Source organism: Cupriavidus plantarum (assembly GCF_905397285.1).
Classification (GTDB): domain Bacteria; phylum Pseudomonadota; class Gammaproteobacteria; order Burkholderiales; family Burkholderiaceae; genus Cupriavidus; species Cupriavidus plantarum.
On the sequence record NZ_CAJPUX010000001.1, the window covers coordinates 1,153,802 to 1,174,564 of the forward strand.

Annotated in this window: 21 protein-coding genes; 17 read left to right on the plus strand and 4 right to left on the minus strand. The window is 68.2% G+C overall.

Annotated features, from left to right (window positions below; translation table 11 throughout):
* Window positions 1-37 precede the first annotated feature (37 nt).
* The 6 genes from KHP16_RS05325 to KHP16_RS05350 all read left to right on the plus strand — a co-directional run bounded on the left by KHP16_RS05325 (window position 38) and on the right by KHP16_RS05350 (window position 5,309).
* Window positions 38-724: a GntR family transcriptional regulator gene (locus tag KHP16_RS05325; RefSeq protein ID WP_109581452.1), complete on the plus strand. Its 687-nt coding sequence runs from the start codon at window positions 38-40 to the stop codon at window positions 722-724.
* Window positions 714-1,484, plus strand: a complete 771-nt coding sequence (locus KHP16_RS05330; RefSeq protein WP_167468369.1) for an IclR family transcriptional regulator — start codon at window positions 714-716, stop codon at window positions 1,482-1,484. Before KHP16_RS05325 ends, KHP16_RS05330 begins: the two co-directional genes overlap by 11 nt.
* A gap of 131 nt (window positions 1,485-1,615) precedes the next feature.
* A complete protein-coding gene (locus KHP16_RS05335; RefSeq protein ID WP_244835648.1) occupies window positions 1,616-2,596 on the plus strand; it encodes a Bug family tripartite tricarboxylate transporter substrate binding protein in 981 nt (326 codons plus the stop codon).
* On the plus strand, window positions 2,593-3,486 hold the full coding sequence (locus KHP16_RS05340; protein ID WP_211959711.1) for an isocitrate lyase/PEP mutase family protein: 894 nt from the start codon (window positions 2,593-2,595) through the stop codon (window positions 3,484-3,486). The genes KHP16_RS05335 and KHP16_RS05340 overlap by 4 nt, the downstream gene beginning before the upstream one ends.
* Window positions 3,487-3,511: 25 nt before the next feature.
* On the plus strand, window positions 3,512-4,498 hold the full coding sequence (locus KHP16_RS05345; RefSeq protein WP_211959712.1) for a Bug family tripartite tricarboxylate transporter substrate binding protein: 987 nt from the start codon (window positions 3,512-3,514) through the stop codon (window positions 4,496-4,498).
* Window positions 4,499-4,508: 10 nt separating this feature from the next.
* Window positions 4,509-5,309: an HpcH/HpaI aldolase family protein gene (locus KHP16_RS05350; protein WP_121491051.1), complete on the plus strand. Its 801-nt coding sequence runs from the start codon at window positions 4,509-4,511 to the stop codon at window positions 5,307-5,309.
* Here KHP16_RS05350 and KHP16_RS05355 read toward each other — a convergent pair.
* Window positions 5,306-6,061, minus strand: a complete 756-nt coding sequence (locus KHP16_RS05355) for a GntR family transcriptional regulator (RefSeq protein ID WP_244835710.1) — start codon at window positions 6,059-6,061, stop codon at window positions 5,306-5,308. The genes KHP16_RS05350 and KHP16_RS05355 overlap by 4 nt on opposite strands.
* 176 nt (window positions 6,062-6,237) lie before the next feature.
* Here KHP16_RS05355 and KHP16_RS05360 point away from each other — a divergent pair, with 176 nt between their 5' ends.
* The 6 genes from KHP16_RS05360 to KHP16_RS05385 are packed head-to-tail and all read left to right on the plus strand — an operon-like array spanning window position 6,238 to window position 11,573.
* A complete protein-coding gene (locus KHP16_RS05360; protein WP_109581448.1) occupies window positions 6,238-6,990 on the plus strand; it encodes an SDR family NAD(P)-dependent oxidoreductase in 753 nt (250 codons plus the stop codon).
* Between the two features lie 31 nt (window positions 6,991-7,021).
* Window positions 7,022-8,215 (plus strand): acyl-CoA dehydrogenase family protein, encoded by a 1,194-nt coding sequence (locus KHP16_RS05365; RefSeq protein WP_115952103.1) that lies wholly within the window; start codon window positions 7,022-7,024, stop codon window positions 8,213-8,215.
* The gene (locus tag KHP16_RS05370; RefSeq protein WP_121491049.1) at window positions 8,208-9,260 is read left to right on the plus strand and encodes a phosphotransferase; all 1,053 of its coding nucleotides are present in this window, start codon (window positions 8,208-8,210) and stop codon (window positions 9,258-9,260) included. Before KHP16_RS05365 ends, KHP16_RS05370 begins: the two co-directional genes overlap by 8 nt.
* A 49-nt stretch (window positions 9,261-9,309) precedes the next feature.
* Window positions 9,310-10,008, plus strand: a complete 699-nt coding sequence (locus KHP16_RS05375; RefSeq protein ID WP_109581445.1) for a CoA transferase subunit A — start codon at window positions 9,310-9,312, stop codon at window positions 10,006-10,008.
* A 15-nt stretch (window positions 10,009-10,023) separates the two neighbouring features.
* Window positions 10,024-10,695 (plus strand): 3-oxoacid CoA-transferase subunit B, encoded by a 672-nt coding sequence (locus KHP16_RS05380; protein ID WP_115952106.1) that lies wholly within the window; start codon window positions 10,024-10,026, stop codon window positions 10,693-10,695.
* Window positions 10,696-10,718: 23 nt separating this feature from the next.
* Window positions 10,719-11,573, plus strand: a complete 855-nt coding sequence (locus KHP16_RS05385) for an IclR family transcriptional regulator (RefSeq protein ID WP_211959713.1) — start codon at window positions 10,719-10,721, stop codon at window positions 11,571-11,573.
* Window positions 11,574-11,589: 16 nt separating this feature from the next.
* Here the strand turns inward: KHP16_RS05385 and KHP16_RS05390 are convergent, their stop codons facing one another.
* The 3 genes from KHP16_RS05390 to KHP16_RS05400 are packed head-to-tail and all read right to left on the minus strand — an operon-like array spanning window position 11,590 to window position 14,309.
* A complete protein-coding gene (locus KHP16_RS05390; RefSeq protein WP_121491047.1) occupies window positions 11,590-11,955 on the minus strand; it encodes an AtuA-related protein in 366 nt (121 codons plus the stop codon).
* Between the two features lie 19 nt (window positions 11,956-11,974).
* On the minus strand, window positions 11,975-13,330 hold the full coding sequence (locus KHP16_RS05395; RefSeq protein ID WP_109581441.1) for an acyclic terpene utilization AtuA family protein: 1,356 nt from the start codon (window positions 13,328-13,330) through the stop codon (window positions 11,975-11,977).
* A 37-nt stretch (window positions 13,331-13,367) separates the two neighbouring features.
* Complete coding sequence (locus tag KHP16_RS05400; RefSeq protein ID WP_244835649.1) at window positions 13,368-14,309, minus strand: Bug family tripartite tricarboxylate transporter substrate binding protein; 942 nt, start codon at window positions 14,307-14,309, stop codon at window positions 13,368-13,370.
* 236 nt (window positions 14,310-14,545) lie between these two features.
* Here KHP16_RS05400 and KHP16_RS05405 point away from each other — a divergent pair, with 236 nt between their 5' ends.
* The 5 genes from KHP16_RS05405 (at window position 14,546) to KHP16_RS05425 (ending at window position 20,718) form a co-directional block, all read left to right on the plus strand.
* The gene (locus KHP16_RS05405) at window positions 14,546-15,760 is read left to right on the plus strand and encodes a cytochrome P450 (protein ID WP_121491045.1); all 1,215 of its coding nucleotides are present in this window, start codon (window positions 14,546-14,548) and stop codon (window positions 15,758-15,760) included.
* 218 nt (window positions 15,761-15,978) lie between these two features.
* Window positions 15,979-18,291 (plus strand): FdhF/YdeP family oxidoreductase, encoded by a 2,313-nt coding sequence (locus KHP16_RS05410; protein ID WP_109581438.1) that lies wholly within the window; start codon window positions 15,979-15,981, stop codon window positions 18,289-18,291.
* A 121-nt stretch (window positions 18,292-18,412) separates the two neighbouring features.
* A complete protein-coding gene (gene fdhD / locus KHP16_RS05415; RefSeq protein WP_109581437.1) occupies window positions 18,413-19,282 on the plus strand; it encodes a formate dehydrogenase accessory sulfurtransferase FdhD in 870 nt (289 codons plus the stop codon).
* 15 nt (window positions 19,283-19,297) lie between these two features.
* Window positions 19,298-19,810 (plus strand): molybdenum cofactor biosynthesis protein B, encoded by a 513-nt coding sequence (gene moaB / locus KHP16_RS05420; protein WP_109581436.1) that lies wholly within the window; start codon window positions 19,298-19,300, stop codon window positions 19,808-19,810.
* Entirely contained in the window at window positions 19,810-20,718 is a 909-nt protein-coding gene (locus KHP16_RS05425; RefSeq protein WP_211959714.1) for a molybdopterin-binding protein, read from the plus strand. Before moaB ends, KHP16_RS05425 begins: the two co-directional genes overlap by 1 nt.
* The last annotated feature ends 45 nt before the right edge of the window (window positions 20,719-20,763 follow it).

Genomic DNA, 20,763 nt, shown 5'->3' on the forward strand with positions numbered 1-20,763 from the left:
ATAGATATTTTTCTTAAGGACGAACAGGGGTAAACCCGTGCAATCGTTACAGGACCGCATTCGCGAAAGCATCATCGCCGCCATTCAGACCGGCGCGCTGCGTCCCGGCGCACAGATCGACGAAAAGGGGCTGGCCGAGCAATTCGAGAGTTCGCGGACGCCCGTGCGCGAGGCAGTGCTGATGCTCGCCGCTCAGGGGCTCGTGACGATCGTGCCCCGCGCCGGCATGTTCGTGCACCGGCCGAGCGCGGCAGAACTCGTGGCCATGTTCGAAACGCTGGCGGAGATGGAAGGCGTGGTCGCGCGGCTGGCCACGCAACGCATTACGCCCGCGGGCCGTCAGGCGCTCGCGCGCGCGCACGAGGACGCCGCCACGCATGCCGCGCGCCGCGACACGGCGGCCTATATCGAAGCCAATCGGCGCTTCCACGAGGTGGTGTATCAAGCCGCAGCCAATCCGTTCCTGTCGGAGCAGATCATCCAGCTGCGCAGGCGCCTGGCTATCTACTGGCAGCAGAAAGGGCTCATCAACGAGGCGCGCGTACCGAGTTCCCATCGCGAGCACGGCTATGTCGTCGAGGCGATGCTCGCGGGGCAGGCCGATGCCGCGGCGGACGCCATGCGCACGCACGTTTCCGCGGGCGGCAAGGCGATTGCCGATCTCGTGCTCATGGCAAGCGCGGCCGAGGTGGGCGCAGAACCGGCAGCCCAATATGACGCCTGAGCGCCGCACGGGCACACAGAGCATCGAGCGCGCGCTCGATATCCTTCGCGTCGTCGCGATGGGCGGGCGCACGGGCATGCGGCTCAAGGAGATCGTCGCGGCCGCGGGGCTCGCGGAAGCAACGGTCGTGCGTATCGTGCAGGGCCTCGTGGCCAGCGGCATGCTCGCGCGCAACGAGCGGTCGAGCCGGATCGTGTTCGGCCAGCTCGCGCACGAGTTCGGCATGCTGACGGCCCACGAGACGTCGCTGGACGTCGCGCACTGGCGGCCCGTCGTGCTGGACCTCGCCGCGATTACCGGCGAAACCATCTACCTGAACCGCCGCAACGGCTTCGACTCGGTCTGCATGGATGTCGCCATGGGCGCGCAGCCCGTGCAGGCGCATCCCATCGATGTCGGCGTGCGGCGGCCGCTCGGCGCCGGCGCGGGCGGCCTCGCGATCCTGATGGCGCTGCCGCAGGAGGAGGTGGCGCGCTGCCTGGCGCGCAACGCGTCGCGCTATCCGTATTACGGCCTGGACGCCGCCGGCGTCCAGGCGCTCGTCGACGGCGGCCGCGCGCGCGGCTACGCATTGCTGCAGGCGCTGACGATCCGTGGCGTGTCGGTGGTCGGCTTGCCCGTGCCGGGCCCGGTGCCGTACCTGTCTGTCTGCGTATCGGGACTCAGCACGCGGTTGTCCGGGCCGGTGCTCGACGAGACGGCCGCCATGCTGCGCGAGCGGCTGGACCGCGAGGCGCGGAGGCTCGGGCTCATCGATTGAACGCCGTGCAACTCCGCATCGTGGAGTTTTGCTGGGCGAAACAGGTGCCGATGACCGTGCACTGCTTCGATAATCGTTCGAAAGGAAAGCAAAAACAGCAGTCAGCGCCCATTGATCCGGGAGACAACATCGTGAAGCCCCTCGTCGTACGATTCGGTGGCCCGCGCCTGCTCGCAGCCCTGCTGCTGGCCTGCGCGTCCGCATTCGCGCATGGCCAGGCGTATCCGACCAAGCCCGTCCGCATCGTCGTGCCGTTCGCGCCCGGCGGCGGCCTCGATGCGATGACGCGCCGCGTCGCGCAGAAACTCACCGAGCAGACGGGCAACACGTTCTTCGTTGAGAACAAGGCCGGCGCAAGCGGCACGATCGGCATCGCTCAGGTGGCTCGCGCCGCGCCGGACGGCACCACGCTGCTAGCCAACGACGGCTCGTACACGATGCTGCCGTACGTCTTCAAGACACTCGCCTGGGACCACGCGAACGACTTCGTGCCCATCACCACGACGTCGGTGTCGCCAGCCGTCCTCGCCGCGGGGCCGAACACGCGTTTCAACACGGTGGCCGAGCTCGTCCGCTATGCCAGGGCGCATCCGGGCGAGGTGACATACGGCACCGGCGGCGTCGGCAGCTCGCTGCATTTCGCGGCCGAACAGTTCGCGCAGGTGGCGGGCATCCAGCTGCGCCATATCCCGTTCAAGGGGGCCGGGGAGGCGGTGGCCGCCGTGGCCTCGGGCAACGTCGACATCGTGATGGGCGGGCCGTCGTCGGCGCTCACGCTCGTGCAGGCCGGCAAGCTGCGCGCGCTCGCGGTCAGCAGTTCGCATCGGCTCGGCGTGCTGCCCAACGTGCCGACCTTCGGCGAAGCGGGCGTCGACTACCGCATGACGTACTGGACCGGGCTTGCCGCGCCGAAGGGCACGCCGCCGGAGATCGTCGCCTTCCTGCAGAAGCAGGTGGCCAGGGCCATGGAGGGCGAGGACGTGCGCGCGCATTTCGCGTCGATCGGCGCGGACGTGGGGGGCATGCCCAGCGCGGAGTTCGCGACGTTCATGCGCAACGAGGTCGGCCGCTGGAAGTCCGTGGCGGCCGGCGCCAATATCCAGCCCGAATGATGCTGCAAGACCTGCCCACAGTCATCGCGCGCCGCGTGCAAATGCGCCTGCGGCTCGAGTCCGGCCGCACCCTGTGGGTGCCCGGCGCATACGACGCGCTCAGCGCGCGCATGATCGTCCATGCCGGATTCGAGGCCGTGGTCGTCAGCGGCTTTGGCGTGTCCGCCGCGATGCTTGGCCTGCCCGACACCGAGCTCTACACGATGACCGAAAACCTGTCGGTGGTCCGCGCGGTCTGCCATGCGGTGCCCGTGCCCGTGATGGCCGATTGCGATACCGGCTACGGCAACGCGATCAACGTCATGCGCACCGTGCGCGAGTTCGAGGCCGCGGGCGCTGCCTCGCTCACGCTGGAGGATCAGGTCTCGCCGAAGAAGTGTCCCGCCGTAAGCGACGCCACGTCGCTGCTGCCGATCGAGGAAGCCGTGGGCAAGATCCGCGCGGCGGTGGCGGCGCGCCGCGATCCGTCGATGGCGATTATCGCCCGGACCGATGCGCGCACGCCCGAAGAAGCGTTCGCGCGTGGCAAGGCCTACGCCGCGGCGGGCGCGGACGTGATCAAGCCGATCAGCAAATGCTTCGATACGTTCGAAGGGCTCGTCACGCTGCGCGAGGCCGTGCAGCGTCCGCTGGCGATCTCGCTGCTCGGCAAGCTCCAGCGCAACCTCACCACGCAGCAAATCGAGGCGCTCGGCGGCATCTGCACGTTCCCGCTGTTGCCGCTGCTCACCGCCGCGGCGGCATTGCAGAGCAACCTCGCCGCGCTGCGGCAGACGCTGCAGCCCGAGGCGGTGCCGATCGCTCCGATACGGGAGATGGACTTCAGGCAATGGATCGGCTTCGACGACGTGGAAGCCCTGGAACGCCAGTTCCTGCCGGACACGCGCTGACCGGCATGTAGAGAGGAGACAGATCATGACCACGAGACGGGCATTCTGCCGCGGCGTCGGATCGCTGCTGGGCGCGACAATCGCCGGCGCCGGTCATGCCGCATGGGCCAGCGACAACTGGCCGAGCCGGCCGATTCGCATCATCGTGCCGTTTACGGGCGGCAGCGGCGCGGATGCCACCGCGCGGTTCTACGCGGAGAAGATGTCGCCGATGCTCGGCCAGCCGCTCATCGTCGAGAACCGGCCCGGCGCCGATGGCGCTATCGGCATCATGGCCGTCAAGGCGCTGCCCGCCGACGGCTACACGATCCTGCAGGGGAGCATCGGACCGATGACGGTCAACCCGGCCATCAATGCCGACCTCCAGTACGACCCCATGCGCGACTTCGTGCCGCTGACCGGTTATGGCCGCAATATGAACGTCATCCTCGTGTCCAACGAATCCGCGCTGAACAGTTTCGCGGACCTTATCGCGAAGGCGAAAGCCTCGCCGTCCGGGCTCAACATGGGCACGTTCTCGCCCACGCTCGCGCTGACCGGCGCATGGCTCGCCAAGCTGGCCGGCGTGAAGTTCACCAACGTGCCGTACAAGGGGCAGGGTCAGGTGATGACCGAGGTCATCGGCAATCAGCTCGACTTCGGCATGGTGGACCTCGGCGGCGCCTCGACGCTGATCCGCTCGGGCAAGCTGCGCGCGCTCGCCGTCACCGGCGACACGCGGCATGCGGATTTCCCGTCGATCCCGACCGTCAAGGAGAGCGGCATCGCCGAGTTCTCGCAATACAGCTGGAATGCGTTCTACGTGCGGACCGACACGCCCGCGCCGATCCGCGCGAAGCTCGGCGAGATGATCCGCACCGTGATGACGAGCGACGCGACCATCCGCGCGCTGTACGCGCCGAAGGGCAGCGAGGGCATTCCGCTGACGCCCGCGCAGATGCAGAAGCTGCAGCAGGAAGAAATCGCGCGCTTCCGCCGCGTGGCCGCGGAAGTCGGCATGGCCGCGCGATAAGGGGGCTTGCATGTATCCCGCACCGAATCCGCTGCGCCGCAAGCTGGCCGCCGGGGAATGCATCACGGGCCTGTATATCCAGACGCCGAGCGCCGATTGCGTGGAAATCGCGGCGGCGGCGGGCTACGACTATGCGATTCTCGATCAGGAGCATGGCCCCTTCGGGTTCGGCGAGACGGTGTCGCTGATCCGCGCGGCCGAAGCCAGCGGCATCTGCCCGATCGTGCGCGTGCCCGATCATCGCGCTTCCGAACTGCGCAAGGCGGTCGAGGCGGGCGCGATGGGCGTCTACGTGCCCGATGTCCGGACCGCGGAGCAGGCGCGCGATGCCGTCAACGCGGTGCGCTTCCGCGTGCATGGCGATGGCGGCATGCGCGGCGCGTGTCCGACGGTGCGCGCCGCGCGCGCGCGTGGGGCGGCGGAGTGGGAGCGGTTCGTGGCGTGGTCCAACGAGAACGTCATGGTGACGCTGCTCGTGGAGAGCGAACAGGGACTGGCGAACCTTGACGCCATCCTGGCCGTGCCTGGCGTCGACATGGTGGCGCTGGGCCGCTTCGACCTGGCGCACGAGATGGGCCTCAATGGCGATCGCTACGGTCGCGTCATCGCCGACATCTTCGAGACCTTCGTCGCCGCCGCCGAGCGCGCCGGCGTGCCCTACGTGATGCGGCTGCGTCCCGCCGATGCGGAAGCGATGCGGGACGAACGGCAGCGCTGGGTCGCGCGCGGCGCGCGCAATTTCACGATGGGCTCGGACCGCGAGTTCATGGCGAAGGCGTTCGCCGCGGCGCTGGCGCCGATGGTGGATTAAGCCACGCGGTCCGCAAGGATGGCCGCGCGCACGTTCTGCACGTGCGCGGCGCCGGCGGCTTCCGCCTCGTCCGGATTGCCGGCGAGCACGGCGGTCGCGATGCGCCGGTAGTCGGCCAGCCGCATCTGCTGCAGCGACGTCAGGCGGTGCTGCGCGTGGACGATCGGCATATGGATCGTCGGAAACAGCCGGCGCAGTTCCTGATTGCCGCCCATGTCCAGCAGGGCGCGATAGAAACGGCGGCGCGCCGTCGAGAACGACACGATCGGCCGCGCGCCGGCCTTCGCATCGTCGTCCCCCGCACCGGCCGCACCGGCCGCACCGCGTCCGCTACGGTCGCCACGGTCGCCCACCCGTTCCGCCTTCTCCGCGCCGACCAGTTCCTGCACGGCGGCCCGCAGCGCCTGCGCCTGCGCGCGATCGCCGCTGCCGCGCGTGGCGGCGCGCGCGAGCAGGCCAGTCATGCGCTCGGCCACGTCGAGCACGTCGAGGGTCTCCTGCAGCGTCAGACGGCGGATCATCGCGCCCCGGTGGCGTGGCAACTCGACGATGCCTTCGGCCGCCAGCCGTTGCAACGCCTCCCGGACGGAATTGCGGCCGACGCCGAACTCGGTCACGAGGTCCGTTTCCACGAGCCGCTGGCCGGGCACGAATCGGCCCAGCTCGAGACCCTTGAGGATGCCGAAGAACACGTTGTCGGACGCGCTGCGGCCGGAGGCGGCGTCGTTGGCGGGCGCGGGCGCGCCCGCCACGGGCGTGCCGGTGGCGAGCGGAGCGGTAAGGGAGGCGGGCGATCTTGTCACGACGGCGATTCTAATGGATTGGCCGAGCCTGTGGCACCTTCGGCACCCCGGGAGTAACCATCGTTGACATAGGATGAAATCGTCCTACAATTTCGTCCTGACATAAAAACGAAGGAGACGATGCGATGACGGACACGCTGCTGAGCCTGCACGGCAAGCGCGCATTGGTGACGGGTGCCTCGAGCGGCCTCGGCGCGCATTTCGCGCGGCGGCTGGCCGAGCAGGGCGCGGAAGTGGTCCTTGCGGCGCGGCGCGTGGACGCGCTGGAGCAGGTGGCGCGTCAACTGGAGCCCCATGGCGGCGCCCGCTGTGTGGCGCTGGATGTGACCGACGCCGCCTCGCGCGCGGCCATGGTCGAGGCGGCCGGTCCCATCGACATCCTGATCAACAACGCCGGCCTTGTTCGGGAAGGTGCCGCGCTCAGGCACAGCGAAGCCGACTGGGACCTCGTCATCGACACCAACCTCAAGGGCATGTTCTTCGTGGCGCAGGCGCTCGCGCCGGGAATGCGCGAGCGCGGGGGCGGCAGCATCGTCAACATCGCATCGATCCTTGGCCTCCGGCAGGCGGGAGGCGTCGTGTCGTACGCGGTGTCCAAGGCCGGCGTGGTGCAGCTCACGCAGACGCTCGCGCTCGAATGGGCGCGGCATGGCATCCGCGTCAATGCAATCGCGCCGGGCTATATCGATACCGAACTCAATCGCGATTTCTGGCGGACCGATGCGGGACGCGCGCTGATCACGCGCATTCCGCAGCGCCGGCTCGGCCAGCTGGAGGACCTCGATGGTCCGCTGCTCCTGCTCGCGTCCGACGCGTCGCGCTACATGACGGGCGCGGTGATCGCTGTCGATGGCGGTCACCTCGTCAATACGCTTTAAGTCAGTTCGAATACCGTTCTCAAGGAATGCCATGTTTACGCCGTGTCCCACCGATAGAAGCCGCGAGATCGCGGATCGCGTCGAGCGCTTCGTGCGCGACGTGGTTGTGCCGTACGAGCAGGACCCGCGCGCCGCGTCGCACGGCCCGTCCGCCGAGCTTGTCGACGAACTCCGTGCCAAGGCACGCGCCGCGGGCGTGATGACGCCGCACATCCTGGCCGACGGTTCGCACCTGACGCAGCGCGAGACGGCGGCCGTGCTCAAGCGTTCGGGCCTGTCGCCGCTCGGCCCCGTGGCCGTCAATACGATGGCGCCCGACGAGGGCAACATGTTCCTGATCGGCAAGGTCGGCACCGCCGCGCAGAAGGCGCGCTTCCTCGAGCCGCTGGTCCGCGGCGAAGCGCGCTCGGCGTTCTTCATGACCGAACCGGCCGAGGAGGGCGGCGCGGGCTCCGACCCGTCGATGCTCCAGACGCGCGCGGTGCGGGAAGGCAACGAGTGGGTGATCCGCGGCCGCAAGAAGTTCATCACGGGCGCCGAAGGGGCGAAGGTCGGCATCGTGATGGCGCGCACCGGCGACGGCGAGCGGGCGCAGGCGACGATGTTCCTCGTCGATCTGCCTCACCCGGCCATCCGCCTGGAACGCGTGCTCGATACCATCGACAGTTCCATGCCGGGCGGCCATGCGCAGTTGCTGATCGACGATCTCCGCGTGCCGGCGGATCAGGTTCTCGGCGAACCGCACGAAGGCTTCCGCTACGCGCAGGTCCGTCTGTCGCCCGCGCGGCTCTCGCACTGCATGCGCTGGTTCGGCACCGTCGCGCGCGCGGACGAAATCGCGCGCGCATACGCCACCACGCGCAAGGCCTTCGGCAAGCTGCTGATCGACCACGAGGGCGTGGGTTTCATGCTGGCCGAAAATCTCATCGACCTGCAGCAGGCCGCGCTGATGATCGACTGGTGCGCGGGCGTGCTCGACGACGGTTCGTCGGCGACCACGGAAAGCTCGATGGCGAAGGTCGCCGTCTCCGAGGCGCTGTTCCGCGTGGCCGACCGCTGCGTGCAGATCCTCGGCGGCAATGGCGTGTCGCGCGACACGATCGTCGAGCAGGCCTTCCGCGAACTGCGGGCGTTCCGCATCTACGACGGTCCCACGGAAGTCCACAAGTGGTCGCTGGCCAAGAAGATCAAGCGTGACACGCTCCAGGGCGGCCATCATGGCTGACGCGGGCGCGACGGTGCCCGTGCGCGCGCAGCACCGCCTCGACGAGGCGGCATTGCTGCGCTGGATGGAAGCGAACGTGGCGGGGTTTGCCGGCCCCATGCGGATCGACCAGTTCAGCGGCGGGCAATCGAATCCCACGTACCGGCTGCGGACGCCGGCGCGCACCTATGTGCTGCGCCGCAAGCCGCCAGGCGAGCTCGTGAAGGGCGCGCATGCGGTGGAACGGGAGGCGCGCGTCATGGCCGCGCTGGGGCGGGCTGGGTTTCCGGTGCCTGCCGTGCATGGCCTGTGCACCGATGACACCGTGATCGGCAGCTGGTTCTTCGTGATGGACATGGTCGATGGCCGCATTTTCTGGGATGCGAGCTTTCCCGAGGTGCCGGTTGTGGAGCGTGCCGCCTATATGGACGCGATGAACGCGACGCTGGCCGCGCTGCATCGCATCGACTACGCGTCGATCGGACTTGCCGACTATGGCCGCCCCGGTGGCTATGTCGCGCGGCAGATCGAGCGCTGGTCGAAGCAGTATCTCGCCGACGAACTCGCGGGGCGGCATCCGGCGATGGACCGGCTCGTCGACTGGCTGCCGGCCCATCTGCCCGCGTCCGACGCCACCGCCATCACGCACGGTGACTTCCGCGTGGACAACATGATTTTCCATCCCACGGAGCCGCGCGTGATCGCGGTGCTCGACTGGGAGCTGTCCACGCTCGGCGATCCGCTGGCGGACTTCGCCTACCACGCGATGATGTTCCGCATGCCACGCGACATTCTTGGCGGCGTCGCGGGGCTCGACCTTGCCGCCATCGGACTGCCCGATGAAGCGGCCTATGTGGCCGCGTATTGCGCGCGTACGGGACGCTCCGGCATTGCCGATCTGGATTTCTACGTGGCGTTCAACATGTTCCGCTTCGCGGCCATCCTGCACGGCATCAAGGGCCGCTCGGCGCGCGGGACGGCGGCCAGCGCGGATGCGCAGGCCATGGGCGAACGCTTCGCGCGCGTCGCCGAACTCGCATGGGAGCAAACCGCCAGTATGCGATAGCCGCGTTCGCCACCGTCCCCCGCAAACAATAACGACAGGAGACAACCACATGAACAAGCTCTATGGCTCCGCCGCGGCCGCGCTCGAAGGCGCGGTGCGCGATGGCCAGACCATCGCCGTCGGCGGCTTCGGCCTCTGCGGCATTCCGGAAGCGCTGATCGACGCGCTGCGCGACAGCGGCGTGCGGGACCTGACCGCCATCTCGAACAACGCGGGCGTCGACGGCTTCGGCCTCGGCAAGCTGCTGGAGACGCGCCAGATCCGCAAGATGATCGCGAGCTACGTCGGCGAGAACAAGGAGTTCGAGCGCCAGTACCTGGCCGGCGAACTCGAGCTCGAGTTCACGCCGCAGGGCACCCTGGCAGAGAAGTTGCGCGCGGGTGGGGCGGGTATTCCGGCGTTCTTCACGAAGACGGGCGTCGGCACGATCGTCGCCGAGGGCAAGGAAGTGCGCGAGTTCGACGGCAGCCAGTACGTGATGGAGCGATCGCTGGTACCGGACGTCGCGCTCATCAAGGCCGATGTCGCCGACCATGCGGGCAACCTGCGTTTCCGCTATACCGCGCGCAACTTCAATCCGGCGGCGGCCATGGCGGGCAAGCTCTGCATCGTCGAGGTCGAGCGGCTCGTCGAGACGGGCGACATCGCGCCAGACGATATCCATCTGCCGGGCATCTACGTGCATCGCATCGTCGTGAACGCCCATCCCGAGAAACGCATCGAGAAGCGCACCACGCGCCCCGCCTGAGCAGGAGACACCGATATGCCATGGACGCATGAACAGATGGCCGCCCGCGCGGCCGCGGAACTGCAGGACGGCTTCTATGTGAATCTCGGCATTGGCCTGCCGACGCTCGTCGCTAATCACGTCCCGCCCGATATTGACGTCTGGCTGCAGGCGGAGAACGGCATGCTGGGCATCGGGCCGTACCCGACCGAGGACGAGGTCGATGCGGACCTGATCAACGCGGGCAAGCAGACCGTGACGACCGTGCGCGGCACGTCGATCGTCAGCAGCGACCAGGCGTTTGCGATGGTGCGTGGCGGCAAGATACAGCTCAGCATCCTTGGCGCGATGCAGGTCAGCGAGCGGGGCGACCTCGCCAACTGGATGATTCCGGGCAAGATGGTCAAGGGCATGGGCGGCGCGATGGACCTCGTCGCGGGCGTCGCGCGCGTGGTCGTGTTGATGGAGCATGTGGCGCGGCGGAAGGACGGTGGCTTCGATCTCAAGATCCTGCCGCAATGCACGCTGCCGCTGACTGGCGTGCGCGTCGTCAGCCGGATCATCACGGACCTTGCCGTCATCGATGTGGCATCCGATGGCCTGCGTGTGGTGGAACTGGCACCCGAGGTCACGCCGGGCCTGCTGCGGGAACTGACCGGTGCGCCGTTGATCTTCTCGCCCTCGATCTCCTCGCCCTTGATTTCCTGATCCTGCCAACGACGGAGGCCCTCATGGCATCGCGTCCTTCGCCGGTCCAGCGCGCGCTCGCGGTGTTGCGCGCGTTGTCCGATCCCGAAGTCCGCCGCATGAGCGACGTGGCGCGCGCGACGGGGCTGGATCCCGCCACCGCGTCGCGGTTGCTCGACATGCTCGTGCGGGAGGGCTTCGCCACGCGCGACGCGCATCGGCACTTCGGGATCGGCCCCGAAATCTTCCAGCTGGCCGATGTCGGGCAGCGGCGTGTCGATCTGCGGCAACTGGCGCGGCCCGCGCTGCAACGGCTCGTCGAGGCGTTCGGGGACACCGCGGTGCTCACTGAAGCGAGCCACGGCGAGGCCGTCTGCTCGGACCGCGAGCGCGGCACGCATCCCGCGCATGCGAACTACGTGACCGTGGGCACGCGGCGTCCGCTCGGCGTTGGCGCCGGAAGTCTCGCGGTGCTGGCCTGGCTGCCGGCGGTGGAACGCGCGCTTCGGCTGCAACAGACCGCGCGCAAGCTGGTGAACTATCCGCGCCTGACCGCGGCGGCCATCAGCGACGAGATCGACGCCGCGCATGCGCGCGGGCACGTGATGTTTCTCGACTGGGTGGTGGAGGGCATGGGCGGCATCGCGGTGCCGATCCTCGACTACGAAGGCCGTCCCATCGGCGCGCTCAGCGTGGTGGCGTCGAGCGCGCGGCTACGCGCCAACGAACCCGCACTCGCGCGCCGCCTCGGTCAGGAAGCCCGGCGCATCGCCAGCGCGTGGACGCGGATGGTCGTCCCCACCGGGGACACGCACAGGGCCGCCTGCCGAGGCGCGTCGCCGCGCAGCGGCGGGGCGAGCGCGCCGCGCGGAAAGACGCTGGCAAGCGCCTTGCCGTAGCGATCGATCCCAGCGCTCAGTGGTCCGCCACCGGCGCGTCCGGCCCGCGCAGCAGCGGGGCCAGCGCGTCGGGAATCTCGACTTCAAAGCGCAATACGGCACTGGCAAGAGCCTTGCCGTAGTTGTCGATCGCCAGGCTGCGCGACACGCCGCCCCCGAGCGCGCCCTCCGCGACGAAGTTCAGCACCTGCAGCCCATCGACGTCATGGCGGGTGACGTCGCCGGTGATCAGCGTGCCGTAGTGCGCCTTGAAGGCGGCAGCGGTCAGTTGTGCCTGGATGTGCGGATAGAATTCGGGCGCGTAGGCGATGACGGCCGTGTTGGAGGTGTCGCCCTTGTCGCCGGAACGGGTATGCGCCACGCGGCGCAGCGGGACTCGCATCGGTATCTCCTTTCAACGTTCAGACGAACTGCACCTGGGAAGCAATCATCGCGCGCGGCACCAGCGCCGACCACACGCCGATGATCTCGCGCGTGCGATCCTGATGCGGCACGCGCTTGCCCGTGGAGGCCAGCCCGCAAACCGCCATACTGTCGATCTCGCGTCCGACCTTCGCGGCCTCCTCGCGCGTACGCGTCCGTGCGGCCACGCGCACGGCTATCTCGTTCGGCTCGCAGGCCGGTACGGGGGAGGCCGCGCCATGCACCGCATTGACCCCGAGAAAGTCGATGCGCAGCGCCTCGGCATCGAGCTTTGCGAGCGCGAACCGCTCTGCAAGAATCGTCCTGGCGAGTTCCGCCTTGGCCAGGCAGCCCGGCCCCGCGTAGAAGAACATGTCCTCGCCGATATGCCCCTCGGTGCAGCCGAGCGACACCTTCAGCGTGTCCGTACGCGGCAAACCGGTCACGCCACTGACTCGCACGCGGTCAGGCCCCAGCTGTTCCAGCCGCGCGGTCGAAAAATCGACAATCACATCGGGGGTGATGTAGCGGCGCGGGTCGTGCACCTCGTAGAACATCTGCTCCTTGACCGTCTCGAGGTCGATGCGCCCGCCCGTACCCGCGACCTTGCCGATCACAGCCGTGCCATCGGCCTCCACCTCGGCAATCGGAAACGCGAGATTCCACGGCTCGGGCACGTCCTTGTACCCGGGGTCGCCGAAATATCCACCCGTCACCTGCGCCCCGCACTCGAGCAAATGGCCGATCGCACTGCCGCGGGCCAGCCGCGCGACATCGTCGGCCGCCCACCCGAAATGAAACATCATCGGTGCAAGAAACAGCGACGGGTCGGCCACGCGGCCCGTGATCACGATCTGCGCGCCCGCGCGCAACGCCTCGACGATGGGGGCCGCGCCTTCATAAGGTTCCGCGCTGATGAGCGTGTCCCGCAGCGTCGCCACGGGCTTGCCGCTCTCGAGCAGCGTGAGGTCGAGCTCGCAAATCGTCTTCGTCAAATCGGTGGTCGTCACCGCGGCAATCTTGACGCCGGGCAGGCCGAGTTCCTCGCACAGTTGTGCGACACGCCTCGCCGCACCGAGCGGATGAATCCAGCCCTGATTGCTGACGATGCGCGTACCGTTGGCGATGCAATGCGGCAGCACCGCACGCATGCGTTCGTCGAGGTACGTGTCGTAGCCCGCGAACGAGGGATCGCGGCGCTTCCGCACCTGCGCGGCGGATACCGTGGCCTCCGCCATCGTTTCGAAGCACAGGTAATCGAGCTTGCCGAGCCGCGCGGACAACGCGGCGGGTTCCACGCGATCGCCCCACCAGCCGGAGCCGGAGCCGATGCGCAGGGTGTTTGTCTGGGTCATGAGAGTCTGCCTGTCAAGGGAAGAGCGGGGCTCGGGCCTATTGCGCCTTGATGCCGGCCGTGCGGATCACGCGCGACCACTTCTCGGTGTCGCTGCCGATCTCCTTCGCGAACGCAGCCGAGCCTTCGCCACCTGGCTCCGCGCCGAGTTGTTCGATGCGCTGCCGCACCTCGGGCATCGCGAGCACCTTGTCCACGGCCTGCTGAAGTTGTCTGACGCGCTCCGGCGGCGTGCCGGCGGGCACGAGCAGGCCGAACCACGAGTTCACCTCGTAGCCGGGCAGGCCGGATTCGCGAACCGTTGGCACCGACGGCAGCACGGACGCGCGCCTCACACCCGTGACCGCGAGCGCCTTGACCTTGCCCGCCTGAATCTGCGCGAGCGCGGACGGCAGGTTGTCGAACATCAGGTTGACCTGTCCCGCGAGCAGGTCCGTCATCGCTGGCGCCGCGCCTTTATACGGCACGTGCTGCATGCTCGTGCCCGCCATCATGTTCAGCAGTTCGCCGGAGAGGTGCGGCGAGCCGCCCGTGCTCGTCGACGCGTAGTTGATCTTGCCCGGCTCGCGCTTCGCCAGCGCGATCAGTTCGCCGATGGTCTGCGCCTTGAGCGTGCTGTTGATCAGCAAAACGTTCGGCGAGTTGGCGACCAGCGTGACGGGCGTGAAGTCCTTCGCGCTGTCGTACGGCATGCGCGCGTAGATGAACTGGTTGGTGACCTGCGTGCCAAGCGTGCCCATGAGCAGCGTGTAGCCGTCGGGCGCGCTGCGGGCCACGGCCTCCGCGCCGATATTGCCGCCCGCGCCGGGACGGTTGTCGACGACGATCGACTGGCCGAGTACCTCGCCGGCCTTCTGCGCGACGAGCCGCGCGAGGATGTCCGTGGTGCCGCCGGGCGTGAACGGCACGACGAGCCGCAAGGGCTTGGACGGGAACGTTTCGGCGGCGCTCGCGCTCGGTGCGCTCAGTGCGGCGCTCATTGCGACGCTCATTGCGGCGCACGCAAAGGGAAGGGCTCTCATCAGGTTGTCTCCGGTGGTTTCGTTGCGAAACTCTGTGCGGCACATGGTAGGAAGCGCCCGGAAACCGCGTCAAACAAATGACCGATATTTTCATTGAATGAAAACACGCGAAGGCCTTTCCCCCGCAAAGGCGTCGTATTTGAAAACGCGGATCGCCATCGCTCCCTAGAATCCCCCCGAAAGGAGGATGTCCCGTGAAGCTGAGCGACCTGTCGACCCCCGAATTCTTCGAGAACCCCTATCCGCTGTATGCGCAGTTGCGCGACGGCGACGCGCTGCACTACCTGGCGCCAAACCTGGCCATCACCGCGAGCTTTCCGCTGATCGAGGCGATGTTTTCGGACCGCCGGCTCGGCAAGGCCTTTCTGGCGGGCGTGCGCGCGCGTTACGGCGACACGGGCCCGGAACAGCCCGTGTTCCAGGGCCTGAGCCGCATGTTCCTGTTCATGAATCCGCCCGTGCACACGCGCCTGCGCGCGCTAGCCACCAAGGCCTTCAGCGGCCGCAATATCGAGTCCCTGCGCGACGTCTCGCAGGCCGCGTCGGACCAGTTGATCGATGCCTTGCCCGTGGAAGGGGAATTCGACCTCATGCGCGACCTCGCCACGCCGCTGCCCGTGTCGATCATCTGCCGGCTGCTCGATATTCCTGTCGCCGACGGCCTCCGCCTTGGCGCGGCGACGGCCGCGGTGAGCACCGCGCTCGACGTGGCGCCTCTGCAGCCCGACGCGCTCGCCCGCGCGAATGCCGCGGCGGAGGAGCTGGAGGCATACTTCCGTACGGTAGTCGAAGCCCGCCGCCTTAAGCCGGGCACGGACCTCGTCTCCGCGTTCGTCACCGCGGAGGTCGATGGCGACCGGCTCAGCGACGACGAGGTCATCTCGCAGATCCTGCTGCTGTTCGCCGCCGGTCACGAGACCACGTCCAACATGATCGGCAATGCGCTGCTCGCGCTATTCCGCCACCCCGACCAGCTCGCGAAACTCAAGGCGGACCTGTGGCTGATGCCGCAGGCCATCGCCGAGTGCCTGCGCTACGACGCTTCCGTGCAGACCATGACGCGCGCCGCGCTCGAAGACGCGACCGTCGATGGCGTTCACATTCCGCGCGGCACGATGGTGTTCATGATGATCGGCGCCGCCAACCGGGACCCGTCGCGTTTCGCCAACCCGGACCGGCTCGATATCACGCGGCCGGATGCCGGCAAGCAGATCGCGTTCGGCGGCGGCATCCACTATTGCCTCGGCGCGCGGCTGGCGCAGCTGGAAATGGAAGTCGCGCTGACCACGCTGCTGCGCCGCGTGCCGAACCTCACGCTGACGGACACCGTCCATCCGCAGTGGCGCCGGCAGGGGAACATTCGCGGCTTGCAAACGCTGCCCGCAACGCGGGAACCCGTGGCCCGCTGAGCCCCACGCCGGGTCTGCCCGGAACCGAATCGGTGCACGAGTACAGTTTGCGTTTTTAAGTGAATTTAAGCGCATATATGAGGATGCGGCGCACAACTGTACTCCTCCGCACCGGTACACTCTGTGTGCTCCCCAGACCGCTCCCGTCCCCTAGGCTACCTCTCGTGACGCGGGGCCGAATCGAGCTCCGCGCGGAGTCCGAGGAAGTCGCCCCCGTTATGAGCAACACCCCAGAAAAGGGCCATGTGGCCCCCTATACGCACCCGGCCGGCGGCTGGGGTGCCCTCAAGTACGTCGCCATCAACCTGGTCAAGGAAAAGGTGGCCGGCGGCAAGTACAAGCTGCTGTTCAAGCAGAACCAGCCGGACGGCTTCGATTGCCCGGGCTGCGCCTGGCCCGATCGCCAGCACGCCTCTACCTTCGAATTCTGCGAGAACGGCGTCAAGGCCGTGGCCGCGGAAGCGACCAGCAAGCGCGTGACGCCCGCGTTCTTCGCGCAGAACAAGGTCACCGAACTGCTGAAGCAGTCCGACTATGAGCTCGAGCAGCACGGCCGGCTTACGCACCCGATGGTCTACGACAAGCAGGCCGACAAGTACGTGCCGATCGCGTGGAACGACGCGTTCGAACTGATTGCCGCGCACCTGCGCAAGCTGCCGAATCCGGATGCCGCGACGTTCTACACGTCGGGCCGCGCGAGCAACGAGGCCGCCTTCCTGTTCCAGCTGTTCGTGCGCATGTACGGCACGAACAATTTCCCGGACTGTTCGAACATGTGCCACGAGGCCACCAGCCGCGGCCTGCCGGTGACGGTGGGCGTGGGCAAGGCCACGGTGCTGCTCGACGACTTCGAGCATGCGGACGCGATCCTGATCTTCGGCCAGAATCCGGCCACGAACCATCCGCGCATGCTGGGCGAGCTGCGCGAGGCCGCGCGCCGCGGCACGCAGATCGTCTCGATCAATCCGCTCAAGGAACGCGGCCTGCAACGCTTTGCAAGCCCGCAGCACGCAAGCGAGATGCTCACCGGTTCCAGCACGCAGATCGCGTCGATGTTCGTGACGCCGAAGCTCGCCGGCGACTTCGCGCTGATCAAGGGCCTGGGCAAGCGCGTGGTGGAGCTCGACGATGCCGCCATCGCGGCCGGCGCCGAGCGCGTGCTCGACGTCGACTTCATCGCGCAACACACCTCGGGCTTCGACGCGTTCATCGCCGATCTGCGCGCCGAGAGCTGGGCCGACATCGTGGCCGAGTCGGGCGTGCCGCGCGAGGACATCGACGCGCTGGCCGACCTGTACTGCAAGAGCAAGCGCGTGATCTCGTGCTGGGGCATGGGTATCACGCAACACAAGAACTCGGTCCGCACGATCCAGCTGCTGTCCAACGTGATGATGCTGCGCGGCAACATCGGCCGCGAGGGCGCGGGGCTGATGCCCGTGCGCGGCCATTCGAACGTGCAGGGCGACCGCACCGTCGGCATCGAGGAACAGCCAAGCGAGGAATTCCTCGATCGCTTGGGCCAGGTGTTCCGTTTCGATCCGCCGCGCCACCACGGCCAGGACGTCGTGGGCGCGATCCAGGCCATGCTCGACGGCCGCACGAAGGTCTTCGTCGGCCTGGGCGGCAACTTCGCCATGGCCACGCCGGACACGCCGCGCACGTGGGAAGCGCTGCGCAACTGCGACCTCGTGGTGAACATCGCCACCAAGCTCAACCGCAGCCATCTGATCATGAATGGCGACGCGCTGATCCTGCCCACCATGGGCCGCACCGAGATCGACCTGCAGGACGGCGTGCCGCAGGGCGTGACCGTGGAAGATTCGGTCTGCATGGTGCATATGTCGTATGGCATGAACAAGCCCGCGTCGCCGGACCTCATGTCGGAAACGGCAATCGTCGCGGGCATGGCCGCGGCCACGCTCGGTTCGGAGAAGGTCGACTGGAAGTGGTACGCGAGCGATTACAGCCGTATCCGCGATGCCATCGAGAAGGTGATTCCGGGCTTCGAGAACTACAACGAACGCGTGGCGAAGCCGGGCGGCTTCCATCTGACGCCCGCGTCCCGCAACCGCATCTGGCGCACGGAATCGGGCAAGGCCACGTTCCTCGTGCATGCGATCGACAAGGACACGCCGATCAAGCGCGCGCGGGAGAAGTACGGCGACGACCTGATGGTCATGATGACCACGCGCTCGCACGACCAGTACAACACGACGATCTACGGCCTCGACGACCGCTATCGCGGCGTGTTCGGGCTGCGCCGCGTGGTGTTCATCAACGCGGCGGACCGGGAGCGGCTGGGCTTTGCCGCGGGCGAGCGCGTCGATATCACGTCCGTCTGGGATGACGGCGTCGAGCGCCATGCGCAGGACTTCCTGCTCGTGGACTACGACATCCCGGCCGGTTGCCTGGGCGCGTACTACCCGGAAACCAACCCGCTGGTGCCGCTGGAGAGCATCGGCGACCGCTCGGGCACCCCGACGTCGAAGTCGATTCCCGTGCTGCTGCGCCGGTCCACCCCGCGCGTCTGAGGCGCCGCCGTCAGAACTTGTCCGGCCGATGCTGTCATCGGGCAGCGTCGGCGCAACTGTACGCCTCTCCGGCGGCAAGGTCGGATACCATGGCTCCATGCTTCCAGCGTGCGAGAACCCGATGACTCCCACCGATTCGACCTCGATCAACCCCGCGGCCCGCCCGCCCGACACCGCCGTCGGCGAGCGGCCCGGCTTCGTCCCGCGCGACATCGTCCGCCACAAGGCGGGGGTCGCCACCGAGGGCGAGGACCACGTGGCCGAGGAAGTGCCGGTCGCGCTGGTCTACAACGATATCTCCCATGCCGTGATGATGGCGACGCCGCGCGACCTCGAGGCGTTCGCGATCGGCTTCTCGCTGACCGAGGGCATCGTCGATAGCGCGTCCGAGATCTACGAGATCGACGTCGTCGAAGGCTGCGACGACAGCTTCGAAGTCCAGATGCGCATCAGCCAGCGCGCGTTCATGGCCATGAAGGAGCACCGCCGCGCCATGGCCGGCCGCACCGGCTGCGGCGTCTGCGGCATCGAGAGCATCGAGCTGCTGGACCTCAAGCCGGTGCCGATCGCCGCGCCGCGTGCCGTGCTCGTCCCGACGCGCGACATGATCGAACGCGCCGCGGCGGAGCTCCCGGCCTGGCAGACGCTGATGCGCGCGACCGGCGGCGTGCATGCCGCGGCGTGGTGCGGCGCCGATGGCGCGGTGCGTGAAGTGTTTGAAGACGTGGGTCGCCACAACGGGCTGGACAAGCTCATCGGCCATCTGGCCAGCCAGCGCGTGCCGCTCGACGACGGCTTCGTGTTCCTCTCGAGCCGGGCCAGCTACGAGCTCGTGCGCAAGGCCGCGCGCATGAACATCCAGATGCTGGCCACGATCTCCGCGCCGACCTCGCTGGCAATCCGCATCGCGGAGGCCGCCGGCGTGCGGCTGCTGAGTTTCTGCCGCAAGGACGGTTACGTCGAATACACCGCCAACGGTGGTGGACGCTGATACAGGAGTCGCACCATGGCCCTCGACCATCGACTTTCCCTGGCTTGCGCGGTCCTGACCGTCAGCGACAAGCGCACGGCCGACAACGACACGTCGGGCGACCTGCTCGCCCGCCTGCTGGCCGAGGACGGCCACCGCTGCGTGCGCCGCGCGATCGTGCCGGACAACCGCTACCAGATTCGCCGCGTGCTCAGCGACTGGATCGTCGCCGACGACATCCAGATCATCCTGACCAACGGCGGCACCGGATTCAACGAGAAGAACTCGCTGCCGGAGGCGGTGCGGCCGCTGTTCGATCGCGAGATCGACGGGTTCGGTGAACTGTTCCGATCGCTGTCGTACCAGAGCGTGGGCGGCTCCGCGATCCAGTCCCGCGCGCTGGGGGGCACGGCCAACGGGCGCGTCATCTTCTGCGTGCCGGGCTCCGAGGACTCGTGCCTGACCGCTTGGAACGGACTGCTGCGGTCGCAGCTGGACAGCCGCACGCGGCCCTGCAACTTCGCGTCCGGTTTCCGCCAGGAGTCGTGATGCTGAAGTTCGATGAAGCCCAGGCCCGCTTTGCCGCGAGCGTGGCGCCCGTGCGCGAGTCGGAACGCGTCTGGCTCGAACTCGCGGCCGGGCGCGTGTTGGCGAGCGATCTCGCCTCCCATACCGGCGACCCGCTGCCGCCGGCCGGCACGCTGCTTCAGCCCGGCCATATCGCGGCACTGGCGGCGCAGGGCTACAACGAGGTGCCCGTCTACCGGCTCGTGGAGGTGGCGCTGCTGCGCGTGGGCGAGGCGCCCACCGAGGACGCACCGGATGCCAACGGGCCGATGCTCGAGGCGCTCGTCCATTCGCTCGGCGCCGTCGTGCGCCGGCGCGGAGGTGTCGCGGAAGACGGCGCCAGGCTGCACGATGCGCTCGTCGAGCTGGTCGAGGAGGGCGAGTGCGACGCGGTCGTTGTCTATGGCGGCCATGGCGTCGGCGGCGCCCCGCAATTGTTTGCGGCCGCGCTCGTCGCCGCCGGGGGCGAGCTGCTGTGCCGGCAGGTCCAGATGAACCCGGGCCGCTCCGTGCTGCTGGGCCGCCTGCGCGACCGTCCGCTGGTCTGCCTGCCAGCCGACGCGGCGGCCGCCTACGTGACGTTCGTGCTGCTGGCCACCCCGATGGTGCGGCGCATGCAGGGCCGCGCATCGATCTATCCGCCCGTCAGCCGGGTGGAAGCAGCCGCCGGCGGGTTTGCGGTGCCTCGGCATGGCGAAGGCGATGCCTTCTGGCGTGTCGAGCGCGCCACGGGCGCCGATGGCACCGACCGGGTGCGCGCGACGCCGGCGCCCGATGGCTCGGTGGCGACACTCGGGGACGCGTCGGGTCTCGTCCGCATCGCTCCGCATATGTCCGAGAGGACACAAGTTCGCGTTCCGTATTACGATCTCAGCCGTTGGCTGTGCTGAGGCGTTCCGCGGGGGCGCCGGCCGGCCACGATCGACTCAGTGGAA

Excerpts from the sequence above, each read along its gene's own strand:
- KHP16_RS05330 (WP_167468369.1), top strand. The coding sequence starts at position 714 with ATGACGCCTGAGCGCCGCACGGGCACACAGAGCATCGAGCGCGCGCTC.
- KHP16_RS05340 (WP_211959711.1), top strand. The coding sequence starts at position 2,593 with ATGATGCTGCAAGACCTGCCCACAGTCATCGCGCGCCGCGTGCAAATG.
- KHP16_RS05345 (WP_211959712.1), top strand. The coding sequence starts at position 3,512 with ATGACCACGAGACGGGCATTCTGCCGCGGCGTCGGATCGCTGCTGGGC.
- KHP16_RS05350 (WP_121491051.1), top strand. The coding sequence starts at position 4,509 with ATGTATCCCGCACCGAATCCGCTGCGCCGCAAGCTGGCCGCCGGGGAA.
- KHP16_RS05360 (WP_109581448.1), top strand. The coding sequence starts at position 6,238 with ATGACGGACACGCTGCTGAGCCTGCACGGCAAGCGCGCATTGGTGACG.
- KHP16_RS05365 (WP_115952103.1), top strand. The coding sequence starts at position 7,022 with ATGTTTACGCCGTGTCCCACCGATAGAAGCCGCGAGATCGCGGATCGC.
- KHP16_RS05370 (WP_121491049.1), top strand. The coding sequence starts at position 8,208 with ATGGCTGACGCGGGCGCGACGGTGCCCGTGCGCGCGCAGCACCGCCTC.
- KHP16_RS05375 (WP_109581445.1), top strand. The coding sequence starts at position 9,310 with ATGAACAAGCTCTATGGCTCCGCCGCGGCCGCGCTCGAAGGCGCGGTG.
- KHP16_RS05380 (WP_115952106.1), top strand. The coding sequence starts at position 10,024 with ATGCCATGGACGCATGAACAGATGGCCGCCCGCGCGGCCGCGGAACTG.
- KHP16_RS05385 (WP_211959713.1), top strand. The coding sequence starts at position 10,719 with ATGGCATCGCGTCCTTCGCCGGTCCAGCGCGCGCTCGCGGTGTTGCGC.
- KHP16_RS05390 (WP_121491047.1), bottom strand. The coding sequence starts at position 11,955 with ATGCGAGTCCCGCTGCGCCGCGTGGCGCATACCCGTTCCGGCGACAAG.
- KHP16_RS05395 (WP_109581441.1), bottom strand. The coding sequence starts at position 13,330 with ATGACCCAGACAAACACCCTGCGCATCGGCTCCGGCTCCGGCTGGTGG.
- KHP16_RS05400 (WP_244835649.1), bottom strand. The coding sequence starts at position 14,309 with ATGAGCGCCGCACTGAGCGCACCGAGCGCGAGCGCCGCCGAAACGTTC.
- KHP16_RS05410 (WP_109581438.1), top strand. The coding sequence starts at position 15,979 with ATGAGCAACACCCCAGAAAAGGGCCATGTGGCCCCCTATACGCACCCG.
- fdhD (WP_109581437.1), top strand. The coding sequence starts at position 18,413 with ATGACTCCCACCGATTCGACCTCGATCAACCCCGCGGCCCGCCCGCCC.
- moaB (WP_109581436.1), top strand. The coding sequence starts at position 19,298 with ATGGCCCTCGACCATCGACTTTCCCTGGCTTGCGCGGTCCTGACCGTC.
- KHP16_RS05425 (WP_211959714.1), top strand. The coding sequence starts at position 19,810 with ATGCTGAAGTTCGATGAAGCCCAGGCCCGCTTTGCCGCGAGCGTGGCG.